Origin of the sequence: Nitrospira sp. T9 (genome assembly GCF_052156535.1) — a bacterium.
Classification (GTDB): domain Bacteria; phylum Nitrospirota; class Nitrospiria; order Nitrospirales; family UBA8639; genus Nitrospira_E.
The window spans coordinates 381,431-400,716 of the sequence record NZ_JBQKUP010000041.1 but is presented as its reverse complement, the minus strand read 5'-3'; the positions used below and the strand labels follow the sequence as shown (position 1 = coordinate 400,716).

At 47.3% G+C, this 19,286-nt stretch carries 14 protein-coding genes; 1 reads left to right on the top strand and 13 read right to left on the bottom strand.

Annotated features, from left to right (window positions below):
* Positions 1-144 precede the first annotated feature (144 nt).
* Complete coding sequence (locus tag ACTRXD_RS18600) at positions 145-1,338, top strand: amidohydrolase (protein ID WP_442433280.1); 1,194 nt, start codon at positions 145-147, stop codon at positions 1,336-1,338.
* A gap of 303 nt (positions 1,339-1,641) precedes the next feature.
* Here ACTRXD_RS18600 and ACTRXD_RS18595 read toward each other — a convergent pair whose 3' ends face one another.
* The 13 genes from ACTRXD_RS18595 to clpX form a co-directional block, all read right to left on the bottom strand.
* On the bottom strand, positions 1,642-1,977 hold the full coding sequence (locus ACTRXD_RS18595) for a hypothetical protein (protein WP_442433279.1): 336 nt from the start codon (positions 1,975-1,977) through the stop codon (positions 1,642-1,644).
* Between the two features lie 362 nt (positions 1,978-2,339).
* On the bottom strand, positions 2,340-3,758 hold the full coding sequence (locus tag ACTRXD_RS18590) for a TolC family protein (RefSeq protein ID WP_442433278.1): 1,419 nt from the start codon (positions 3,756-3,758) through the stop codon (positions 2,340-2,342).
* A 77-nt stretch (positions 3,759-3,835) separates the two neighbouring features.
* Positions 3,836-7,045: an efflux RND transporter permease subunit gene (locus ACTRXD_RS18585; protein ID WP_442433277.1), complete on the bottom strand. Its 3,210-nt coding sequence runs from the start codon at positions 7,043-7,045 to the stop codon at positions 3,836-3,838.
* Positions 7,046-7,077: 32 nt separating this feature from the next.
* A complete protein-coding gene (locus tag ACTRXD_RS18580; RefSeq protein ID WP_442433276.1) occupies positions 7,078-8,262 on the bottom strand; it encodes an efflux RND transporter periplasmic adaptor subunit in 1,185 nt (394 codons plus the stop codon).
* A 1,048-nt stretch (positions 8,263-9,310) separates the two neighbouring features.
* Positions 9,311-10,843 carry a proteasome accessory factor PafA2 family protein gene (locus tag ACTRXD_RS18575; RefSeq protein ID WP_442433275.1) on the bottom strand — a complete coding sequence of 511 codons (1,533 nt, stop codon included), beginning with the start codon at positions 10,841-10,843 and terminating at the stop codon, positions 9,311-9,313.
* 22 nt (positions 10,844-10,865) lie between these two features.
* Positions 10,866-11,684 carry a hypothetical protein gene (locus ACTRXD_RS18570; RefSeq protein ID WP_442433274.1) on the bottom strand — a complete coding sequence of 273 codons (819 nt, stop codon included), beginning with the start codon at positions 11,682-11,684 and terminating at the stop codon, positions 10,866-10,868.
* Positions 11,677-12,471, bottom strand: a complete 795-nt coding sequence (locus ACTRXD_RS18565; RefSeq protein WP_442433273.1) for a proteasome subunit alpha — start codon at positions 12,469-12,471, stop codon at positions 11,677-11,679. The genes ACTRXD_RS18570 and ACTRXD_RS18565 overlap by 8 nt, the downstream gene beginning before the upstream one ends.
* Before the next feature lie 2 nt (positions 12,472-12,473).
* The gene (locus tag ACTRXD_RS18560) at positions 12,474-12,689 is read right to left on the bottom strand and encodes a ubiquitin-like protein UBact (RefSeq protein ID WP_442433272.1); all 216 of its coding nucleotides are present in this window, start codon (positions 12,687-12,689) and stop codon (positions 12,474-12,476) included.
* A gap of 100 nt (positions 12,690-12,789) precedes the next feature.
* Complete coding sequence (locus ACTRXD_RS18555; protein WP_442433271.1) at positions 12,790-13,557, bottom strand: class I SAM-dependent methyltransferase; 768 nt, start codon at positions 13,555-13,557, stop codon at positions 12,790-12,792.
* A 224-nt stretch (positions 13,558-13,781) separates the two neighbouring features.
* On the bottom strand, positions 13,782-15,302 hold the full coding sequence (locus ACTRXD_RS18550; RefSeq protein WP_442433270.1) for a proteasome accessory factor PafA2 family protein: 1,521 nt from the start codon (positions 15,300-15,302) through the stop codon (positions 13,782-13,784).
* A gap of 59 nt (positions 15,303-15,361) precedes the next feature.
* On the bottom strand, positions 15,362-17,026 hold the full coding sequence (locus ACTRXD_RS18545) for an AAA family ATPase (protein ID WP_442433269.1): 1,665 nt from the start codon (positions 17,024-17,026) through the stop codon (positions 15,362-15,364).
* Positions 17,027-17,345: 319 nt separating this feature from the next.
* On the bottom strand, positions 17,346-17,675 hold the full coding sequence (locus tag ACTRXD_RS18540) for an RNA recognition motif domain-containing protein (protein WP_312748148.1): 330 nt from the start codon (positions 17,673-17,675) through the stop codon (positions 17,346-17,348).
* A 280-nt stretch (positions 17,676-17,955) separates the two neighbouring features.
* Positions 17,956-19,236, bottom strand: a complete 1,281-nt coding sequence (gene clpX / locus ACTRXD_RS18535; protein WP_442433268.1) for an ATP-dependent Clp protease ATP-binding subunit ClpX — start codon at positions 19,234-19,236, stop codon at positions 17,956-17,958.
* Positions 19,237-19,286: the final 50 nt, after the last annotated feature.

Sequence of the window (19,286 nt, the reverse complement as noted above, 5' to 3'; positions counted from 1 at the left end):
GGGCAATCGGTGACCCATAACATACCCTGTCCTGATGGTATTCGAATAAAACACCATTGACGCGGCAAGTTCGAGTTTGGCCAAAGCACCGAACATAACTGACCTGCGCGAGTGGACAGAGACACCCTACCACCATAGAATAAAATGATGCAGAACATTCGGCAAGACCACATACTTGAAGGCATTTTAGTCACCCTTCGTGGCTCCCTCGCGGCTTGCCCGGAAGTGGCCGGGTCAGAGGTTATGACGTCAACACTCATCACAAATTTTTTACATTCTTATCCACCGGACAAACTGTTGACCCATCTCGGTGGTTATGGGATCGCAGCGGTCTATCATGGCCAACATCCCGGGCCAACGGTCATGATACGCTGTGAACTGGATGGACTGCCTGTGGAAGAAGCAGACAAGAACCAATGGCTCGTACCAGGAGCGAATATCGCCCACCGATGCGGACATGACGGACATATGGCCATCGTGGCAGGCTTGGCCCCCCTGCTCCATCGTACGCCACCAACCTGTGGACGAGTGGTGCTCTTGTTTCAACCCGCAGAGGAAACAGGGGCAGGCGCACGGGCAATTATCGATGACCCGAATTTTGAGCAGTTCCGTCCGGACTGCGCTATCACTCTGCATAACCTACCAGGATTTCCCAGGGGAAATATCGTTTATCGACGGGGGACGTTTGCCAGTGCCTCTGTCGGGATGAGAGTTCGTCTCCTTGGCCAGGCGTCTCACGCGGCCGAGCCGGAACAGGCTCGTTCTCCTGCGAATGCAGTAGGAAAGCTTCTGGCTGATCTGCCCCAACTGAGCAGGGTCATGGACGATCCCTATTGTATGCTCACGCTGACTCATGCGCAGCTGGGACTCATGTCATTTGGGCTTACACCGGGAGAAGCAACCGTCTGTGCTACGCTTCGTGCAGCTTCCGCGGCGGGCCTTCAAAATTTACGTCGCGAAGCGGAACAGTGCGTTCGCCTTTGTGCCGAGGAGGAACGACTTTTTGCAGAAGTCGAGTGGGTGCAGGATTTTCCGGCGACCATCAACGATGATGCCTTGGTTGATACCCTGGTGCGCGTGTGCCTGGATACGGGAATTAAGGCCATGGAAATTCCCAAACCGTTCCGCTGGTCGGAGGACTTTGGACATTTTGGCGATATTTGCCCCATCCTCCATTTTGGACTCGGTATTGGTGAACATGCACCAGGCCTCCATCAGCCGGATTATGAGTTCTGCGACGATACAATCCTGATTGCGGTGAGTGGCTTTTATGAAATGGTCAAATCACTGTTGATCGGATATGGAAGTCAAGGAGAAAAAGCCACAACCGGTACCTGAGCAAGTTCGAAAAATTTCCCGAAGGTTCTGCTACAAAGACAGTCATTCAAAAAAAACAAATCTCAACAGAGCAAAAAACCGGCAGAGAGATCTACGAAGTATTCAGGGGTTCGGCCGTAGCCTCGTTCCAATTCGTCTGTCATTCCCCCATCCGGTTAAAGACCTATTCCGAAGTATGGACTGAACCAATGGACCTCTACCCGATGAAATCATCCACAGCAAAAGGAGAAAAACGTCCCCTATCATTTCCATTCCCCTCTTGTTATTGGAGGGTGGTTGAAGAAAAAGACAAAAAACCCATTCTCACCGAATTTTCAGGGACTTGGGTGGTGTTGGAGGGGTTGGGGGTGTCGGGAGTGGGGCATCAACAATACCTGTCGATGGGGAAAGAGATTCTCTTTCGAATTTTTTTGATATGACTGACGAGTCAGTCTTCCTCAATGTTTGAGCAAGACAAATTTGTAATTGCGCGATGGCTTGTACTGTAAGGGAGTTGGGATCGTTCGCATAATCCGTGGCCATTTTTTTGCAAATGGCTTCTTCCACGGTTTCCTTGACCTCAAAAAGATCGCCCAAGGCCGATCCCGTGAAGGCCACAACCCCATATAATGCTGCAAATATGCCCGCTAGTACTCTCATCCATTATTTTCCTGGTTGAAGACTATTAAAAACTAGCGGTCCCATAATTTTATTTTCAATATAAACTGGAGCGCAAGAGTCTTGATACAAGAGAAACCTAAAGTACATTGAATTCAAGTTTAAAGCGAGCTCAAGGTTCAGTAAGGAAAACGTAATAGCCTGCTCATCATATCGGTTGAAGTCTTCAACCATACTATATAATTGGAGCTATTGAAGCTTAAGCTGCTACAGGCAGATCATACTCACCGTTCTTATCAAACACGATTACCTCCCATCTTCGAGGAATCCTGCCCAATCGATGCCAATCCCAGCCTCTTTGTCACCGTTCCACAATCCAATGGTAATTCCGGAAGTGACAATTATTATTTCCATCCTCCTCCTAATGCCTTGTATACTTTGACGACCGCTATTCGTAATTGCTTGGCAAAATTGATTAATTCGAGGTTGGATTGCAAAGCATTCCGTTGTGCAATGAGGACCTCTAGGTAACTTGCCCTGCCATATCTATAGAGTAAGTGTGACGTTTCGACAGATTGCCGCAACACTTTGTTTTGTTGCTTTTTCAAAGCATTGATTTTTCGCAAGTTATGAATATTAGAGAGTTCATTGGCCACCTCAACATAGGCGTTCAAAATTGTTTTCTGATAATGATACATGGCAGTCAGCTGATTAGCTTCGGCAAAATGGAACTGTGCTTGTAAGGCATTCCTATTAATAAGTGGGGCGACCAACGTGCCCACCGCGGTATACGCGATTGAGGCAGGCGCCACAAATAAAAAATCGGGATTGAAGGCTTGAAACCCAAAACTTGCCGTAATATTAAAAGTTGGGAAAAAAGCAGCTTTAGCCACTTTCAAATCGAACTTACTGGCCTTGATCTGAAATTCGGCTTCACGAACGTCCGGGCGGTTTGCTAATAATTGTGAAGGCACACCCGATGAAATCTCCTGTGGAATATCTGTGAAATATTCGCCTTTGGTCCGTTCAATGGGTTGCGGAAAGCGCCCTAACAAGAAGTTAATGTGATTTTCAGTGACCGTAATTTGTTGCAGCACCTCTTTTTCCAAAATACTGGTATTGAGCACTTGAGCCTTAAATAATTCCACGGCTAATTCGGTTGCCCTGCCGGTTTCCTTCTGCAATTCAATCACCTCCAACGATTCGTACTGTGTGTGGAGGGTTTGCCTGATGATTTCCAATTCATTGTCCAATGCCCGCAATTCGTTATAGTAAATTGCGACATCGGCTACCAGATTAGACACGACAAAGCTCGTCCCTTCGATACTTCCCAAAAATTTTGCCATTGCGGAACTGCGCTGGTTTTGCAGCTTGCCCCAAATATCGACTTCCCACGATGACTGTAAGCCCACAAAGAGATCAGGCAAATTGGTGGGAACGGTTTGACCGGGAGTAATGTCGGTCGTCGAGTTCCCTGCCCCGTCCATGGTGTACCGTCCGAATCGGCGAATAGCGGTTCCGACGCCCAAACCCATCGTCGGCATCAGTGCTCCGGTTGCTGCTCTGACACTTGAACGGGCAATTTCAATTCGCTGCAATGCCATTTGTAAATCAATGTTATTCTTTATGGCGGTATCTATTAATTCATGGAGGAGGGGATCGACAAAGTAATCTTTCCACTGGATGTCAGCAATATTGGTGGTATCTGTTTTATCCTTAAAGCTTGTTGGCATTTCGTTTTCCGGAATGGCCAATTCGGTTTTAAGTCCTGTGCAACCATTTAAAAATAGACTCATGAACAAAATGATAAGATTGGAATACATATAACGTTTCATTGTGTATGAGCGAAAATATCCTAATATTCGTTAAAATTCGGTTGAACTCCCTGAGGAATCAGGAACTATTGAAGTTTTGCCAACCTGCGGGCAAATTTAAACCGGGACTTGAAACTTAATCGCGGAGCCTTCCCTGTTTTTGATTCTTCCTCAAGATTTTGTGTCGTTCCCATCGTTGCAAATACCACAAATAAACCCGGGATAAGAATCACGCCGAAAATGGTCCCGAAAAACATACCTCCAGCCGCCGCCGAGCCAATGGTATTATTCCCAATCTCCCCTGCACCCGAGGCAAACATTAATGGAAGAAGCCCGGCAATAAATGCAAATGATGTCATCAAAATAGGGCGCAAACGAATGGCCGCCCCTTCAATCGCTGCTTCAAGCGGAGTTCTCCCTCGCTTTTGTTGGAAATTGGCGAATTCGATTATCAGAATGGCATTTTTACCGAGGATGCCGATTAACATGATCATCGCGATTTGAGCGTAGATATTGTTTTCCAATCCCATCAGCAAGAGGAAAAATAAGGCACCAAACACCCCAATGGGTAGCGAAAGAATCACCGGCATGGGCAGCAGAAAACTCTCATATTGTGCGGCGAGGAGTAGATACACGAATATTAAACAAATGAGAAAAATGTAAATGGCCTGATTGCCCATCTGGGCTTCATCTCGCGAAGACCCTGCCCAATCGTACCCAAACCCTTTCGGTAATTTACTGGCAGCCACCTCTTTGATGGCCGTAATAGCCTGACCGCTGCTATACCCGATAGCAGGCTGCCCATTGATCATGGCGGATGGGTACATATTGTAACGGGTCACCTGTTCAGGACCATAAACTTTATCAACGCGAAGAAAAGAAGAAAAATGGACCATTTCACCCGCTTCATTTTTAATATATAACTTCATCAGGTCTTCAGGTTCTGCACGAAATTCGGGTAGCGCCTGTACCATCACTTTATACATCTGACCGAAACGGATAAAGTTGGTCGCATATACACTGCCAATCAATGCTTGAAGGGTATTCATCGCGTTTTCCGCCGTGACACCCTTTTGAGCCGCCTTCTCGCCATCAATATGTAACAGATATTGTGGAAAACGCGCATTGAAAGTGGTAAAGGCATTAGCGATTTCCGGCCGTAGGTTGAGGTCATCGACAAAGTCATCGGCCGTTTTTTGCAATTCCGCAAGGGAATCCGAACCGGTTTTGTCTAACAACCGCATTTCAAAACCGCTGGAATTCCCATAACCCGGTACGGGGGGAGGGGTAAAAAATTCAATACTGGCATCCTTAATATGTTTGGTTTTTTCTTCAAGAACGCCAATAATATCCCTATCAGATGCATTTCGTTCATTCCAATTTTTCAAACTAATGAGATTCATCCCATAGACCGAACCCGTACCTTCAGACAGGATGCTGAATCCCGCAAGGCTTGAGACGGATGTCACATCCTCTAATCCGGATGCAATCTGTTGCACTTCATCCACAACTTTTTCCGTGCGTTCGAGAGTCGCGCCTGTTGGAGCAGTAACATTGGCATATATTGTCCCCTGATCCTCATTAGGAATAAAGCCCGAGGGAACAAACGCCCCGACCAAACCGGTGCCTACGGAAAAACCAAGCAGGATCCCAAAAGTCACCACTCTTCTGTTCGCTATTGCGCTAACAAGTTTTTTATAATTATCGGACAGATTGTCATACCAATGATTAAACCCATGAAATAATTTCTGCAGCCGCCCATCTTGAGGCTGTTGGCTGTTGTGAGTATTTTTAAGAAAAACGGTACAAAGGGCTGGGGTCAGTGTGAGGGCGGTGACCCCTGAAAGAATAATAGAACAGGCCATAGTCAAGGAAAACTGCCTATAAAAAATTCCCGTCGGGCCATCCATAAACGCGACGGGCAAAAACACAGCCGACATGACGAGGGTAATGGCAATAATGGCCCCGCTAATTTCATGCATGGCTTGTTCCGTAGCCAGCTGGGCTCCAAATCCTGAATTCTCCATTTTGGCATGAACGGCTTCAATCACCACGATCGCGTTATCGACAACAATACCTATGGCAAGCACCAACGCAAATAGTGTGATGAGATTCAAGGAAAAACCCATTATGTGCATAAAGAAAAATGTGCCGACCAGGGATACCGGTACGGCCAAAATAGGAATGATGGTGAGTCGAACATTCTGCAAAAAGACAAACACCACCAGGGATACCAAAAGAAATGCTTCAATTAACGTTGTCAGAACTTGGTTAATGGAGGCATCCAAAAACTCAGAAACATCATAACTGAGACTGTAATCCATTCCTGGGGGAAATGCCGTTGATTTAATATCCTGCATTTTTTCTTTGATCGATTGAATCACTTCCTTGGCATTGCTGCCAGGGCGCTGTTTTAACAGAATAGCAGCAGAGGCTTGCCCGTTTTCTTTGGAAAGAACATCATAATCTTGTGAATCGAATTCAACGTCTGCGACATCTTTCAGCCGCAAAATTTCCCCTTCATCCGTACTGCTTAACACAATGTTTTCATAGGCTTCTTTTGTATTGTGCTTCCCGGTATATTTCAACACGTACTGAAGCGCCTGTACGTTCTTATCCCTACCTGAGCTTTCACCAATTTTACCCGGCGCGGCTTCTATATTCTGAGCTTGTAATTTTTCGATAACCTCAAGAGCTGAAATGTTATACATCACTAATCTATTGGGCCTTAGCCACACACGCATGGCATATTCCCGTGATCCCATAATTTCAGCAAAGCCTACGCCATCTATTCTTTTCAGCTCCTTCAGAATATTGATATCAGTAAAATTGTACAGAAATTTTTCATCTATGGTGGGATCCAGGCTGAGAATGTTGATATACAACAACATACTGTTTTGTACCTTCTCGACAATCACGCCTGATTTAATAGCCTCTGGGGGTAACTCGTCCAAGGCTGAAGCCACGCGGTTTTGCACATTCACAGCGGCAATTTCTGGATCGGTCCCGGCGTTAAAAATAATTTGGATGACACTCGTGCCATCATTGCCGGATACGGACGACATATAGGCCATTCCGGCGACACCATTAATGGCTCGTTCTAGCGGGGTCACAACCGCCTTGACCACCGCTTCGGCGTTTGCCCCGATAAATTTGGACGTCACATTAACTTCGGGAGGCGTAATCTCTGGAAACTGAGTGACGGGGAGCTGGGTAAAGGACAACAAGCCCAGTAAGGTTATTAACAGAGAAATGACAATGGAAAGGACCGGACGATGAATAAATATAGCTGTCATGTTTATCTAATTCTTTTCCAGTCGATAGGGATTCACATCATCGCCCTGGCAATTTTAACGTGAACAGGATGCACTTGGTCTCCATTCATGACATTCTCCACACCCTCGAAAAGTATTCGTTCGTCATTGGATAAACCGGACTCCACAACATAAAATTTTGGTAACCGCATTTTTGAAACAATATTCCTTTGCTCAAGGACATTATCCTTATTGACGACGTACACATACAATTTGTCTTGAATTTCAAAGGTTGACTTTTGCGGAATCACCAACACATCTTTAAGGGTTTCATTGACTATGACCTTACCATTTGCCCCTTGCTTTAACAGTCCGTCAGGATTAGGAAACCTTGCTCGTAACGCAATATTCCCTGTTGAGCTATCGAATTCACTTTCAATCATTTCTATATTCCCTTCATACTCATAAAGAACTTGATTGGCGAGTTCAAACCCCACAACTTTGGCTCCTCGTTCGCCAGAGGCAATGTAATTAAGATAATCCACTTCGGAAAGGTTGAAATAGGCGAAAACCTCACGATTATCAGACAGTGAGGTCAAGATGTCTCCTTCGGCTATCAAACTTCCCACCTTATTTGGAATACGATTAATAAAACCGTCAAAGGGAGCTCGTATTCTTGAAAACGAAAGATTTAAGGCTTGCTGTTCTTTATTTGCCAGAGCTTCTTCCACGTCCGCTTTCAACGCATCGACCTTGGCTTGAATAACATACAGTTCGGATTTGGACACAATGTTTTTTTCTACCAGCACTCTCACGTTTGCTAATTCAACTTCCGCTACCTTCAGATCTGCCACGGCACTTCGGAATGCCGCGTTTGCTTTTTGTAATTCTTTTTCAAATACGTTATGGGTCAGGGCAAACAATAACTGCCCCTTCTTGACGGGTTGCCCTTCATCCACATAGATTTTTCCAATATACCCTCTAATTTTACTTCGTATCTCTACATAGTTTACCGACTGAATTTGGGCGACATATTTATTGCTATAGGTGACGTCTTCTAAGATGGGATAAAGCACCTTATGGGTATCAACGCTTTCTGCCTCTTTTTTATAGGTGCAGGATACCGTGAGTAAGCAGACTACAAAATACAGGACTACGTGAGTTTTCATGTTGAGTGCTTTATTCGAAGTGAAATTTTGAACAATGGAACGAATTGCGTTCCCATGCTTCACAAATACGGATGGAGATTTTTCAATCACATAAAGCCTTGAGTATAAAAATCTTTAAACCTATTCCGAACATTCCTCTATCAGAAAGAAAAACCGAGCCCAACCCAGGTGGATGAAATTAGGGAAAGGGAGCGGTTATCCCATAACTAAGGAACTCAAGCCTTATATGTTTTAGGTACACTGCCTGATACGGAAAGCCCAGTAAGACACCAAGGAGTTTCCTCAAATCAAGACAATAACGATTTGAGTGCAGGGAGGGACATCCACTCCTACCAAGGAGCCTCCCCAAGGGCCAAAAGGTGAACGTTATGATTTTTCCGCACCGAGACTAGCTTTACTGAATGTTGATTACAAAGGTTTCTGTCATGACAGACAACAGGTTATCTCGAAATTTGACACCACGATTATTGTCAAAACGTGGTGGTTAAGGGTTTATCCAGATTAATGGCTACATAATACTCTGAACATTCCGCCAACTTTTTCTTTGGATAGAACAACGTTAAATTTTTACAAACAGGTATAAACACCCATGGCATATTCGCTTCACTCTCGATTTTGTGAAAAACCGAACACGATCAATTGGCCCGGCAATGATTCATCGTTATGTAAGATTATAGTTTGGGTGACTCCATTGACATCTGACATCATGTCATTTCCAAGTCTTGACCACTTTGTCAATGAAAATTCATCCATCCTTTATTTTAATAAAGAGCAAGGGATGAGCCAAATTCCTCATCGGCCAGACTAGTTAAAAACATCTAATAAAATGCCCATAATTCTGGGACGCCATTTCAAGAAATATCCCAATGCGCCGGAGCCCCACGATTAGACACAGCCGACCACCACGAAACCACGAAAGCCTGGGACTCCAGGGATGTCGTTTTTCACCTGCATTCCCACCCGGAAAGTTCAATAAGTCGAGAGCTGAGGTTGCTTGAAAACGGTTTTAGTAGCGCTCCGGACAATCACCAGTCCGGCTTCCTCAACCCAAAGATTAAATTACCACTCAAAAAAAATGGGAGTAAAGGAGCAAAAAGATCAAAACGGTTCAGTCGCAGGGAATTTTCTCTCGACTTACTTAAGCATCTTCCTTATTCGAGAGGGATTCAAGGGAAGGACGAGAAGACCAGTCTGCGCAATAATCCCGACTTTCCTGCACATAGCTGCGAAAGGGATCGGCCATGACAAAAGCCGGACTCCCCTGAAGTTGCAAAACCGACCAATTGATGACATAGGGCGGACGACGCGGATCGTGATGGCCTGTCGCCTTTTCTAAAAATTCCGCCCAACCTTCCTTGACGACATGGCGAATGATTTCTGCTCGCCCAAACGCACGAGTGTTTCGTGGCGGTTGCCCTTTCGCCAATTCGACCAAATCATTCGTCGTGAAGCGCGGCGCATCGCCTTCTTCTGTCATACCATGATAAAGACCTGCCTGCGGATCCACATTGTGATATTCCAAATCCAGACTTTTCAACCAGGGATCGTCCCATTCCAACTTCTCCGCTTTCCGAAAGTTCTCCAACAAAAAGAGCTTGGAGGCCCAATCAACCCGGCCGACCACCGCTTGAAAGCCCTCTCGTAAATCCTTCACGACCGATTCCCAATGGCCCAGAACCCAGTCGGTTTCCTCATCCTGCCCGGCATACTGTTTGGCGGCGGCTTCCCAAAACTGCTCTTGAATATCCAAGGCTGAAAGGTGCCGGCCGGTTGAGAGCGTGACCATCCATTTTTGCTGAGGGTCGTGAGAGATGGCTCGCAGGGTCTGGACAGGATCATCGAAATCCAATCCTTGCGGGGCATGCCCTTCTTCGATTAATTGCAGAACCAAGCCGGTCGTCCCCATTTTTAAAAGAGTCGCTTCTTCTGCCATATTCGAATCGCCCATGAGCAAGTGCAACCGCCGGAATCGTTCTGGATCGGCCAGGGGTTCATCCCGGGTATTCACAATAGCCCGGTTATGCTGAACCCATTCAAAAAAGTCGTTGACGATATAATCCGGACGCTGGGAAATTTGATAGATCACCCCGTCTTCGCTTGATTTCCGTGACCGGGTCCCTCCACGTCCCTCAATATCATCCAAGCCAATCCAGCCATCCACAGAACGCGCCTTCCCGATTCGCCCGGCACCCGTAAAGACCTGGCGTGTTACCAGGAACGGCATAAGCATCCCCAACCCTTGATAGGTAAACGGAAAGTCCCGCGTGACCAGATAGTTTTCATGGCAACCAAATGTCGCGTCTGTCTCATGATCAATATTGTTTTTAATGATCGACACCAATTCGGAAAGCCCAAGCTCTTCCAGACAGTCCTGCAACAGCCAATCTCCGGCGCGGTCTACTGCTACTAAATCCCACAGCGAATGACATTCCGGTGAGGCATATTCAAGATGTCCCATATCGACATACATCCGGCCTGCATTCAGCAGAAAGCCCCCATTGCCTGGCGGTTCATCATGCCCACGATAATGCCAGTCAATGACGCCGTGTTTTTTCCGGCCAAATAAATGTTCAATGATCCGGTGGGCAATCCAAGCAGAAGACACGTCCGGTTGATCAGCCTTGATAAGCAGACCATATTCGGTTTCAATACCGAAGATTCGATTATGCATAGGGACCTCGCTCTGCCAGGATTTAGATGGCAGGTTGGAACACGGTAGGAATGAAGGACTGTAGTTCCGACTGACTCAGAGTACGATAGGTCTCCATCTTCCCGCTCTCCCGATCCAGGAAGACACATTCCAGTGTCTCATTAGACAGCGTTTCACGAATTCGGGAAGCAATTGCCTCATCCTCTGGAATGATGGAGAGGGAACTGCTTGCTGAAGAGGTGGTTCCCTCCTCTTCTGTATCCGAAGAGGGATGTACAGATTGGAGAAGACTTGCGATCCCCCACAAACGGAGACTCCGCTCCACAGCCGACTGAAGAGAAGACAGCAGACTCTGACTTTTCCATTCCTGAGTGAGCAGACCACGAATGGAGGCGGAGGCTGCCAGCAAACCCAATTCGCGTTGTTCCTCAAACATGCCATCATAATTGATGCTGAACAGGCGATCCCGATCCTGAGAAGCCCCGACTTCTGCCAGTAGAATTTTGGCGATGTACGGTGCCTTGAAAATTTCCTCAAACGCTTGTTTGATGACAGGAGCCAGACCATTTTTCATCAGTCGGGAAGCGGTCACATCGGCCGGAGACCGTTGGAACCCTTCAACGTGGGCCATATCCAATAGGGTATACCGTAATTTCTCCAGATCTGCAGGATGGCCCATGCCTCCGAGCGCAATGCGATCGTATATTTCATAGATTTTGTCCGTACCCCGATTAAAGGTCAGCAACAAAATCCCCTGGGGAAAGGAGACGGCAACTAACGGATTGCCTTGTGTGAATTGATCGTCCAAATATTGCCGACGATTGGCGACAGCTTCAATCCATCGATAGGGTTCTTCATACATGATTCAGCACCTTTTCAGAAAACAGTGTTTTCAACCGCTCCGCCGGAATGGTTCTCACTCCTTCCGCAGATATGCGTTTCACGATGGGATAGAGTTGCGCCTGCGCATCCACTCCACCAGTAGCGGAATCAAACTCTGCAGCACTGGTCATCAGCCGTAGCACGAAGGTCAAAGCTTCCTCTTCATTCATTCCGGCAACGGGACCATTCCCCCACCGATTCATGTAAAATAAAATTCCTCGGATCGTGGAAGACCCGGATCCAGAGACAGCATATTCCACCGCCTCGAATTCAGCTCCTAAGATGTCATAGAAAAAGATTTTTCCGCTCCCTTCAAGTTGGTCATACCCCGCAAAAATTGGCGCCACGGTTCCGGTTCCTGCCAACGCCGCAGGGGCATTATTTTTCAACAATGTTGATAAGGCTCGCAACTTTCCCTCAAAACTCAAATCCTGTAATTGGCTTCTCCGGTAATACTTAAAAGAATGCTCTAATATTCTGGCCATTTCAAACGCGGTGGCAGGAACACCTGCAATGGCTAAGACAGAAAACCGATCCAATTCCAAGACCTTATCGGTGCGATCATACATCACGACATTTCCGGCCGTTGCCCGCCGGTCACCAGCTACGAGGACCCCGTCAGCATACTTGATGGCAAAGACCGTCGTCCCGGCTGTAATCTCAGGATGGCCTGATGGCGTCCCGCCCTTGAACGCCTGCCGAAGGTCTTCGACCGCATAGCCACGTTCTCGCAGAACCTGAAGGAAGTCCCCTTGTTGTCCCATCATCCTTATTCCCCGGTCCGTTGGCGATATTTTTCCGCCTGCTTGGGATCCACCTTGCGCATGCGCTTCATGAGATTATCACGGGATGGTGAATCAGTTTCCGGGCGTTTAGGACCTGATTCCTGATCGCCGGGCCCGGATGGTTTAGAGAGTGGATCGATTGGCCGTTCTTTTCGTTCAAGACCGCCAACGGTTTGGATATATTCAAATTGGTTTTTCATAAATCTCATCCTCCACATGAACTACATTTTTTGATTTTCAGCCTGAAATAGGATTGGATTAGATGGTATTTTGATGTTCGAAATTACAGAGATTTCTTTACTAAACCTTTCTTAAATAAATACCAGTTTGGAAATTCCCCCCATAAACCGGATAGCAAGACATAAGGACCTCTAAACCCAGATTCATTAACAATTCATCAATCCAACTGGGGTTGTAGCAAACGGCAGTTAAATCATTATTATCTTGCTTACCACCGTTAGCAGGTAAATCACTATTTTCTAAAAAAATATAATTTGGTGTAAATTCTGGATTTTGTTTTGCCTCATATCTGCTAAAACATGTAAGAAAGGCAAAACCATCTCTTACCAATTTATCGGAGATAAGGCTCATATACATTTCAAAATCATTTATGTCCAAATGAGAAAAAACGCTCCATGCCCAAATCAAATCATATGACTCATCCAAAAAATTAAAAACTGGTTCTTTTGTCGAAGCGTTTGGGCTATACATTTTATTCATATAATCAATATGATGGAATGCGAACCGTTTATCATTTTGAAAGAACGCATTATTATCATTAATATCATTCCTATCTACATCAAAACCAGCATAATTGAATTCTACATTGAGATTTGAATCTTCTATCAATTTCCTTGGTATGCGTCCCTTACCACATCCAATATCAAGTATTTTCAATGTATTCTTCTGAAGGTCCTTTATTAGTGCGGTGAACCTTTGATACTCGTACACTTTTTTTTCATCAGAAAGCCAGAACCCGCCATCTGTAAGCCTCACAACTCGATTTCTTTCAAGAAAGCTAAAGGAGTTAGGCATTACCTCCTTTTTGGTTCTTAGATCAACTAACATTTCTCAATATTTCCATCTTCATTCTGAAGTTCGAGGCGGCTACCTTTGGTTTCACTTTCCCAATCCCCACATATTCGCCATTGAGTTCTCAATTATGGTTTCGGCAACTTCATTATCGGGGAATTGTAGGTGGTCGATGCATAAAGGAATCCAAATACTTGATGTATACTGTAAAGATGAAGGGGAAATATCCCTCCAAATAAGTAGAAAACCATCTAAGCTTTCTACTTCCCTGTCATAGATTCCATCATATCAAAGGGAGTCTCGGCATGCTCAATCACAGACCGACAATGCGCCACCGACACTGGCTCAAGGTGATCCAGCAGGTCAAGATGCAGTCCCCCGTTTTGACCCTGAAAATGCACTCCTTCCCATTGTATCGACGTGATGTTTTGACCAAATCGTTGAACACACAACCCCCGGAGACCTCCACGTGTATCACGAGGCCCATGCTTCATTGCTTCCTGAATATCTTGATCCTGTGATATCCGGGTTGTTCGCCCTTCGGCTTCCAACCCGAAAAACAGGCCACGATCGGGGTCCAGATTATGATATTCCAGATCCAGGCTGGCAAGCCAAGGATCATCCCAACCGATATGCTCGTCCTGCCTAAAGGTTTCAAGTAACCACCATTTAGTCACCCAATCGATTTTTCCCACAAGCTGCCATCGATCCCGTTCGAGAAGGTCCAATACCTGCTCCCATTCGCGAAGAATCCAGGTGGTCTCTTCATCCATTTCAATAAAATATTTCCTAGCCAAACTCAGATACTCCCGTTGAATATCCACCCCGGAAATCAGGCCGCCCGACTGCCGTTTCACAAGGGTGCTCAAATCAGGGTCACGGGAGAGCGTCTGAATGGCCTGCACCGGGGAGTCAAGCTCACAGGGCGGCAAGAGCCCTCCGGCAATCATATCCAACACCACCCGCGTCGTGCCGATCTTCAAGGCCGTGGCATATTCACACATATTGGCATCACCCACGATAAGATGGAGTCGCCGATAGCGCTCACGATTCGCATGCGGTTCGTCTCGCGTATTGAGAATCGGTCGGTTGTGCATGGTATCCACACCCAACTCGGCCTCCATAAAATCTGCGCGTTGGGACAATTGAAACCCGCCAGGCTCAAACCCGCGCTCTTGCGCTTCCCGACCGACCTTGCCTGCGCCAGCGATCAATTGCCTGCTGACCAGAAAAGGCATGAGTCCACGAGCCAATTTCTCAAAATTGAGCTCGCGCGAGACCAGATAATTATCATGGCAGCCATAACTATGCCCATGAAAATCCGTGTTGTTTTTATACAGCTGAACCATTGGGCCACCAAGGGCCTGATTTCGGCGTTGTGCGGCCATCCAAAGAATTCGCTCCCCGGCCCGATCATGCGCGACCATATCCTTGAGAGTCCGGCATTCCGGCGTGGAATACTCAGGATGGGTATGGTCATTATAAAATCGCGCCCCATTGGGGAGGACAAGGTCACTTTTCATTTCATGGAAGGAAAAAGGCCGATGGGCATCCTGCTCCGCGAACAGGTCCTCTTCTTTATCCTGAGCTAACTCAGTCACCCGAAAACCCCGTTGATCTTCATGGGGATGCTCGCCCCGATAATCCCAGCGGCGGGTAAAATGTCCGTCAAGATAGGCCCGCACCAATTCCATGGATTCCACAACAGGATCGGCGGTCTCGATATCTTCCCGCGCAATCCCATATTCAGTCTCAATACCAAAGAGGCGAAGAGGATTCATTTGTTCCAATCTTTCAGCTGAGAAGGTCGCATTTGGCACAGCGTGCTGGAAAGGGTGATTTACACAATCTGAGATGTCCGATGCTCTTCTCCAGCATTTCCTGGTTGTAGGGGGGATACCCCGACAACCTGGTCGGGATGATAATCCAGGAGTTTCAACCATTCCTCAGCTGAATCATCCGGCGGGAAAATTTCACTTTCCTTGAACTCCTCATTGCTGGCAATGAGTAAATCATCGAGGCTCAGACCCGAGGCTTCCTGATCGCCCGCTTGAATCGCCCGCTCAATTGCCCGTTCTTTTGCACGCCGGACGATTCCCGCCAGCACCGCTCCACTCAATAAATCCCGACGGTAGAGAACCTCACGCCGTCCGTTACGCAACCGAATGGCCAAGACTCGATTCTCCTGGCTTCGCTGAAAGAGATCCTCTAACAGTCCGTCGATGATCTGCGACACCGGAGCCTCATCCTCTTGTCCACTGCCGGCAGCCTTCTTCGTGTCGTAAGGCAGATCAGGCGTCAAATAGACACGCAATATTTCCGCCACATCGTTTCGCCCAGGTCGGCCTACCTTAATTTTTCGATCAATTCTTCCAGGTCTCAGCACAGCTGGATCAATCATATCCGGGCGATTTGAAGCCAGAATAACCACCACCTGGGAAAGGCTTTCAATCCCGTCGAGTTCGGCACAAAACATCGGAACCAGGGTATTGGAGACATTGTAAGATCGCACCGCCCGTCTCGTCCCTAAAATGGATTCGGCTTCATCGATGAAGATAAATGGCAACTTCCCGACTTGCCTTTGTTGCCTGGCTTGAAGAAATAAATCGCGGATGATTCGTTCCGATTCCCCGACCCACATATTCAGAACTTCCGGACCTTTGACATGCAGAAACACGCCACCCTCAATCGGCGGAAGTTGAGAGGAAGAGCCTTGCTCTTGCGTTCCACCATGAGGCGTAAGCGTTTCACGTTCTTTTGCAAGGAGTTGCCCAAGACTTGCCGCCGTGGCTTGGCCAATCAGGGTCTTTCCGCACCCCGGTGGCCCATACAGGAGAAAGCCCTTGGGTTGCTGAAATTGATACCGTGAGAACAACTCTCCATGCAGGAGGGGATATTCTATGGACCGGCGGATGGCTTGGATAGCCTCCTGCTGTCCACCGATATGCTCCCAACGGACGGTTGGCAATTCCGCTAAAAGATGCGATTGCCCTTGGGGGTTCTCTAGTCGTTCGATAGCAATCCTGTGAGATGGGTCCAGTCGAACCTCATCGCCGACCTTTAATTCCGTACCGGCAAGATCATTCGCCCGTTGAATAAGGATGCCTTGCCTGCCCGCCTCTTGATCAATACGAAGACGCCCATCACCTAATATCTCTCGAATTTTCACAATCGGGCCATTTCGATCATATCCGAGGGACCGAATGACCACATACGCCTCATTCACTAAAATCTGATGTCCAACCTTTAAACCTTCTTCCTCAAGCCTGGGGTCGACATTGGCATAATATTCCGCCCCACCAACCATGATCCTCGCCACACCCTTATCAGGCTGATCAAGCAACGTCCCGACTCGATTAGCCGGGGCCGTCAGTTTTTCAAGCACTCCTTGAAGTTTTTTCATGTCGGCTTCCTGTTGTTGAGAAGCCGTCGTTTGTTCAACAAGCCCGTGTCGAAGTTGATAGAGGAGAGGAATCCGGTGATCCCCTTCAGGCAAAGATGCCAAACATTGGTCAATGACCGCTAATGGGGAATTCCCAGATTTCCTGGATGATTTCGGGAATGAAGATCCAGCCGACCGAGAAGAATCCTTGGAGGAAGAAAATTCTGAAGAATCACTCATTGTGTATTGTATTCCATTCTATTTCAATTTGGACATGAAAGCCGCGATGGCCATCAGCACTCCGACAAGGCATCTTGGCCGACGATCAGTATCCCATTCTACAATGTTTCCGGACCATTACCCAAGGTATAAAAAAAGCAGGGGATCCGTTACCGGGTCCCCTGCTTCTATTTGAAGAGTAGCCTGTTAGTGACTTAGCGACTTACCAACGGTCTCCACCGCCACCACGGTTTCCACCACCACCACGGTTTCCGCCACCACCGCCACCAAATCCGGTTCGCGGTGCTTGGGGCTTCGCTTCATTGACCGTCAGGGTTCGCCCTCCCATTTCGGTTCCATTTAGCGCCTCAATCGCCGCCTTGGCTTCAGCATCCGAGGCCATTTCCACAAAACCAAATCCTCGAGATTGCCCCGTATACTTGTCCGTAATAATTTTAGCCGACGTCACGGCGCCGTGCTGGCCAAATAGGTCAGCCAATTCTTGCTCTGCCGTGGAATACGGCAGGCCACCCACATAGATCTTTGAACCCATCGGGGTCCCTCCTTCTAAATGCGATATTGTTTTGCATGGGTCGAAGAGAAGAGAAGGGAAGGAACGGCCCGAGAACGCAAACCAGGTGGCGACTTAGGACTAACTTCCAATCAGACTCCTTGCGGATTCCTTGGCAAAACAACATCAGTGATGGGCCCGTCACTTAAACATTCACCACGTGGCCCGAATGTCGTGATGAATTTCTTTTGAATAGCATAAGTCAGAATGGAAAAGAATGCAACAATCTCCGGCAGGGAAACTACGCCTCCGAGCATTATTTTCAGGAAATTAATTGTGGAGCCCCCCTGCCGTCAATAGCTTCCTCGGAGATAATCACTCGCTTAATGTTTTTCAAGGCGGGCACATCATACATCAAATCCAGCATGACTTCCTCCAGAATAGAACGCAATCCCCTGGCTCCGGTTTTCATAGACGAAGCCCTGGTGGCAATGGCTTGAACCGCCTCCGGAGTGAAGTCCAACTGCACGCCATCTAATTGAAATAAGGCTTGATATTGTTTCAGGAGAGCATTTTTCGGTTCCTGTAGAACCCGAACCATATCCTCCACGCGCAAATCATTCAGGGAGGCCAGAATGGGAAACCGGCCGACAAATTCAGGGATGAGCCCATACTTTAAAAGATCCTCCGGCTTGAGTTTTTCCATCAATTGATCAGAGCTCAATGACTCACCATTGGAGGAAACCGCGCCAAAACCCATTCGTTTCTGATTGGTCCGCTGAGCAATAATATCCTCGACCCCTACAAACGCACCGCCACAAATAAAGAGGATATTCGTCGTGTCCACCCTGAGAAATTCCTGCTCAGGATGTTTTCTTCCCCCCTTGGGAGGCACATTGCATAACGTCCCTTCCACCAATTTTAACAACGCCTGTTGGACACCTTCCCCGGACACATCCCGCGTAATAGAGGCGCTTTCAGACTTCCGGCTAATCTTATCAATTTCATCGATATAAATGATGCCCACTTGCGCTCGGGCCATATTAAAATCACACGACTGCAATAACTTTAGGACCACATTTTCCACATCTTCGCCCACATATCCCGCTTCCGTCACCGTGGTGGCATCCGCGATGGCAAAGGGGACATGCAGAATTTTTGCTAAGGTTTTGGCTAATAAGGTCTTGCCGGTTCCAGTCGGCCCGATCAACATCACATTCCCTTTTTCTAATTCCACATCAGGCAGATCTTTACCGCTAAAGACACGTTTATAATGATTATGGACGGCGACCGACAGAACCTTTTTGGCACGGTCTTGTCCTATCACATACTGGTCCAGGACCTCTTTGATTTCAGGAGGGGTCGGCAAGGGACCCGCAGGCGGCTCGATGGCGGACTGGCCTTCCGTATGGCCTGATAAAAATTTTGAACATTGTTGGATGCAATCCGCACAAATCAAGACCGACCCCGGTGCCTGACATTGCGTGCAGACCTGTTTCGTCGGGGCCTGGATCAAATTCGTTGCTCCAGGTTTTGCCCGACCACAAAAGGAGCAGACCGCATCCGCACGATTTCGTCCTTGCTTCGAATCCCAAAAAGCCACGGCAGTTACCTTTCTTACTCGTCACCAGAAATCAGTCTAAAAGACTCTAT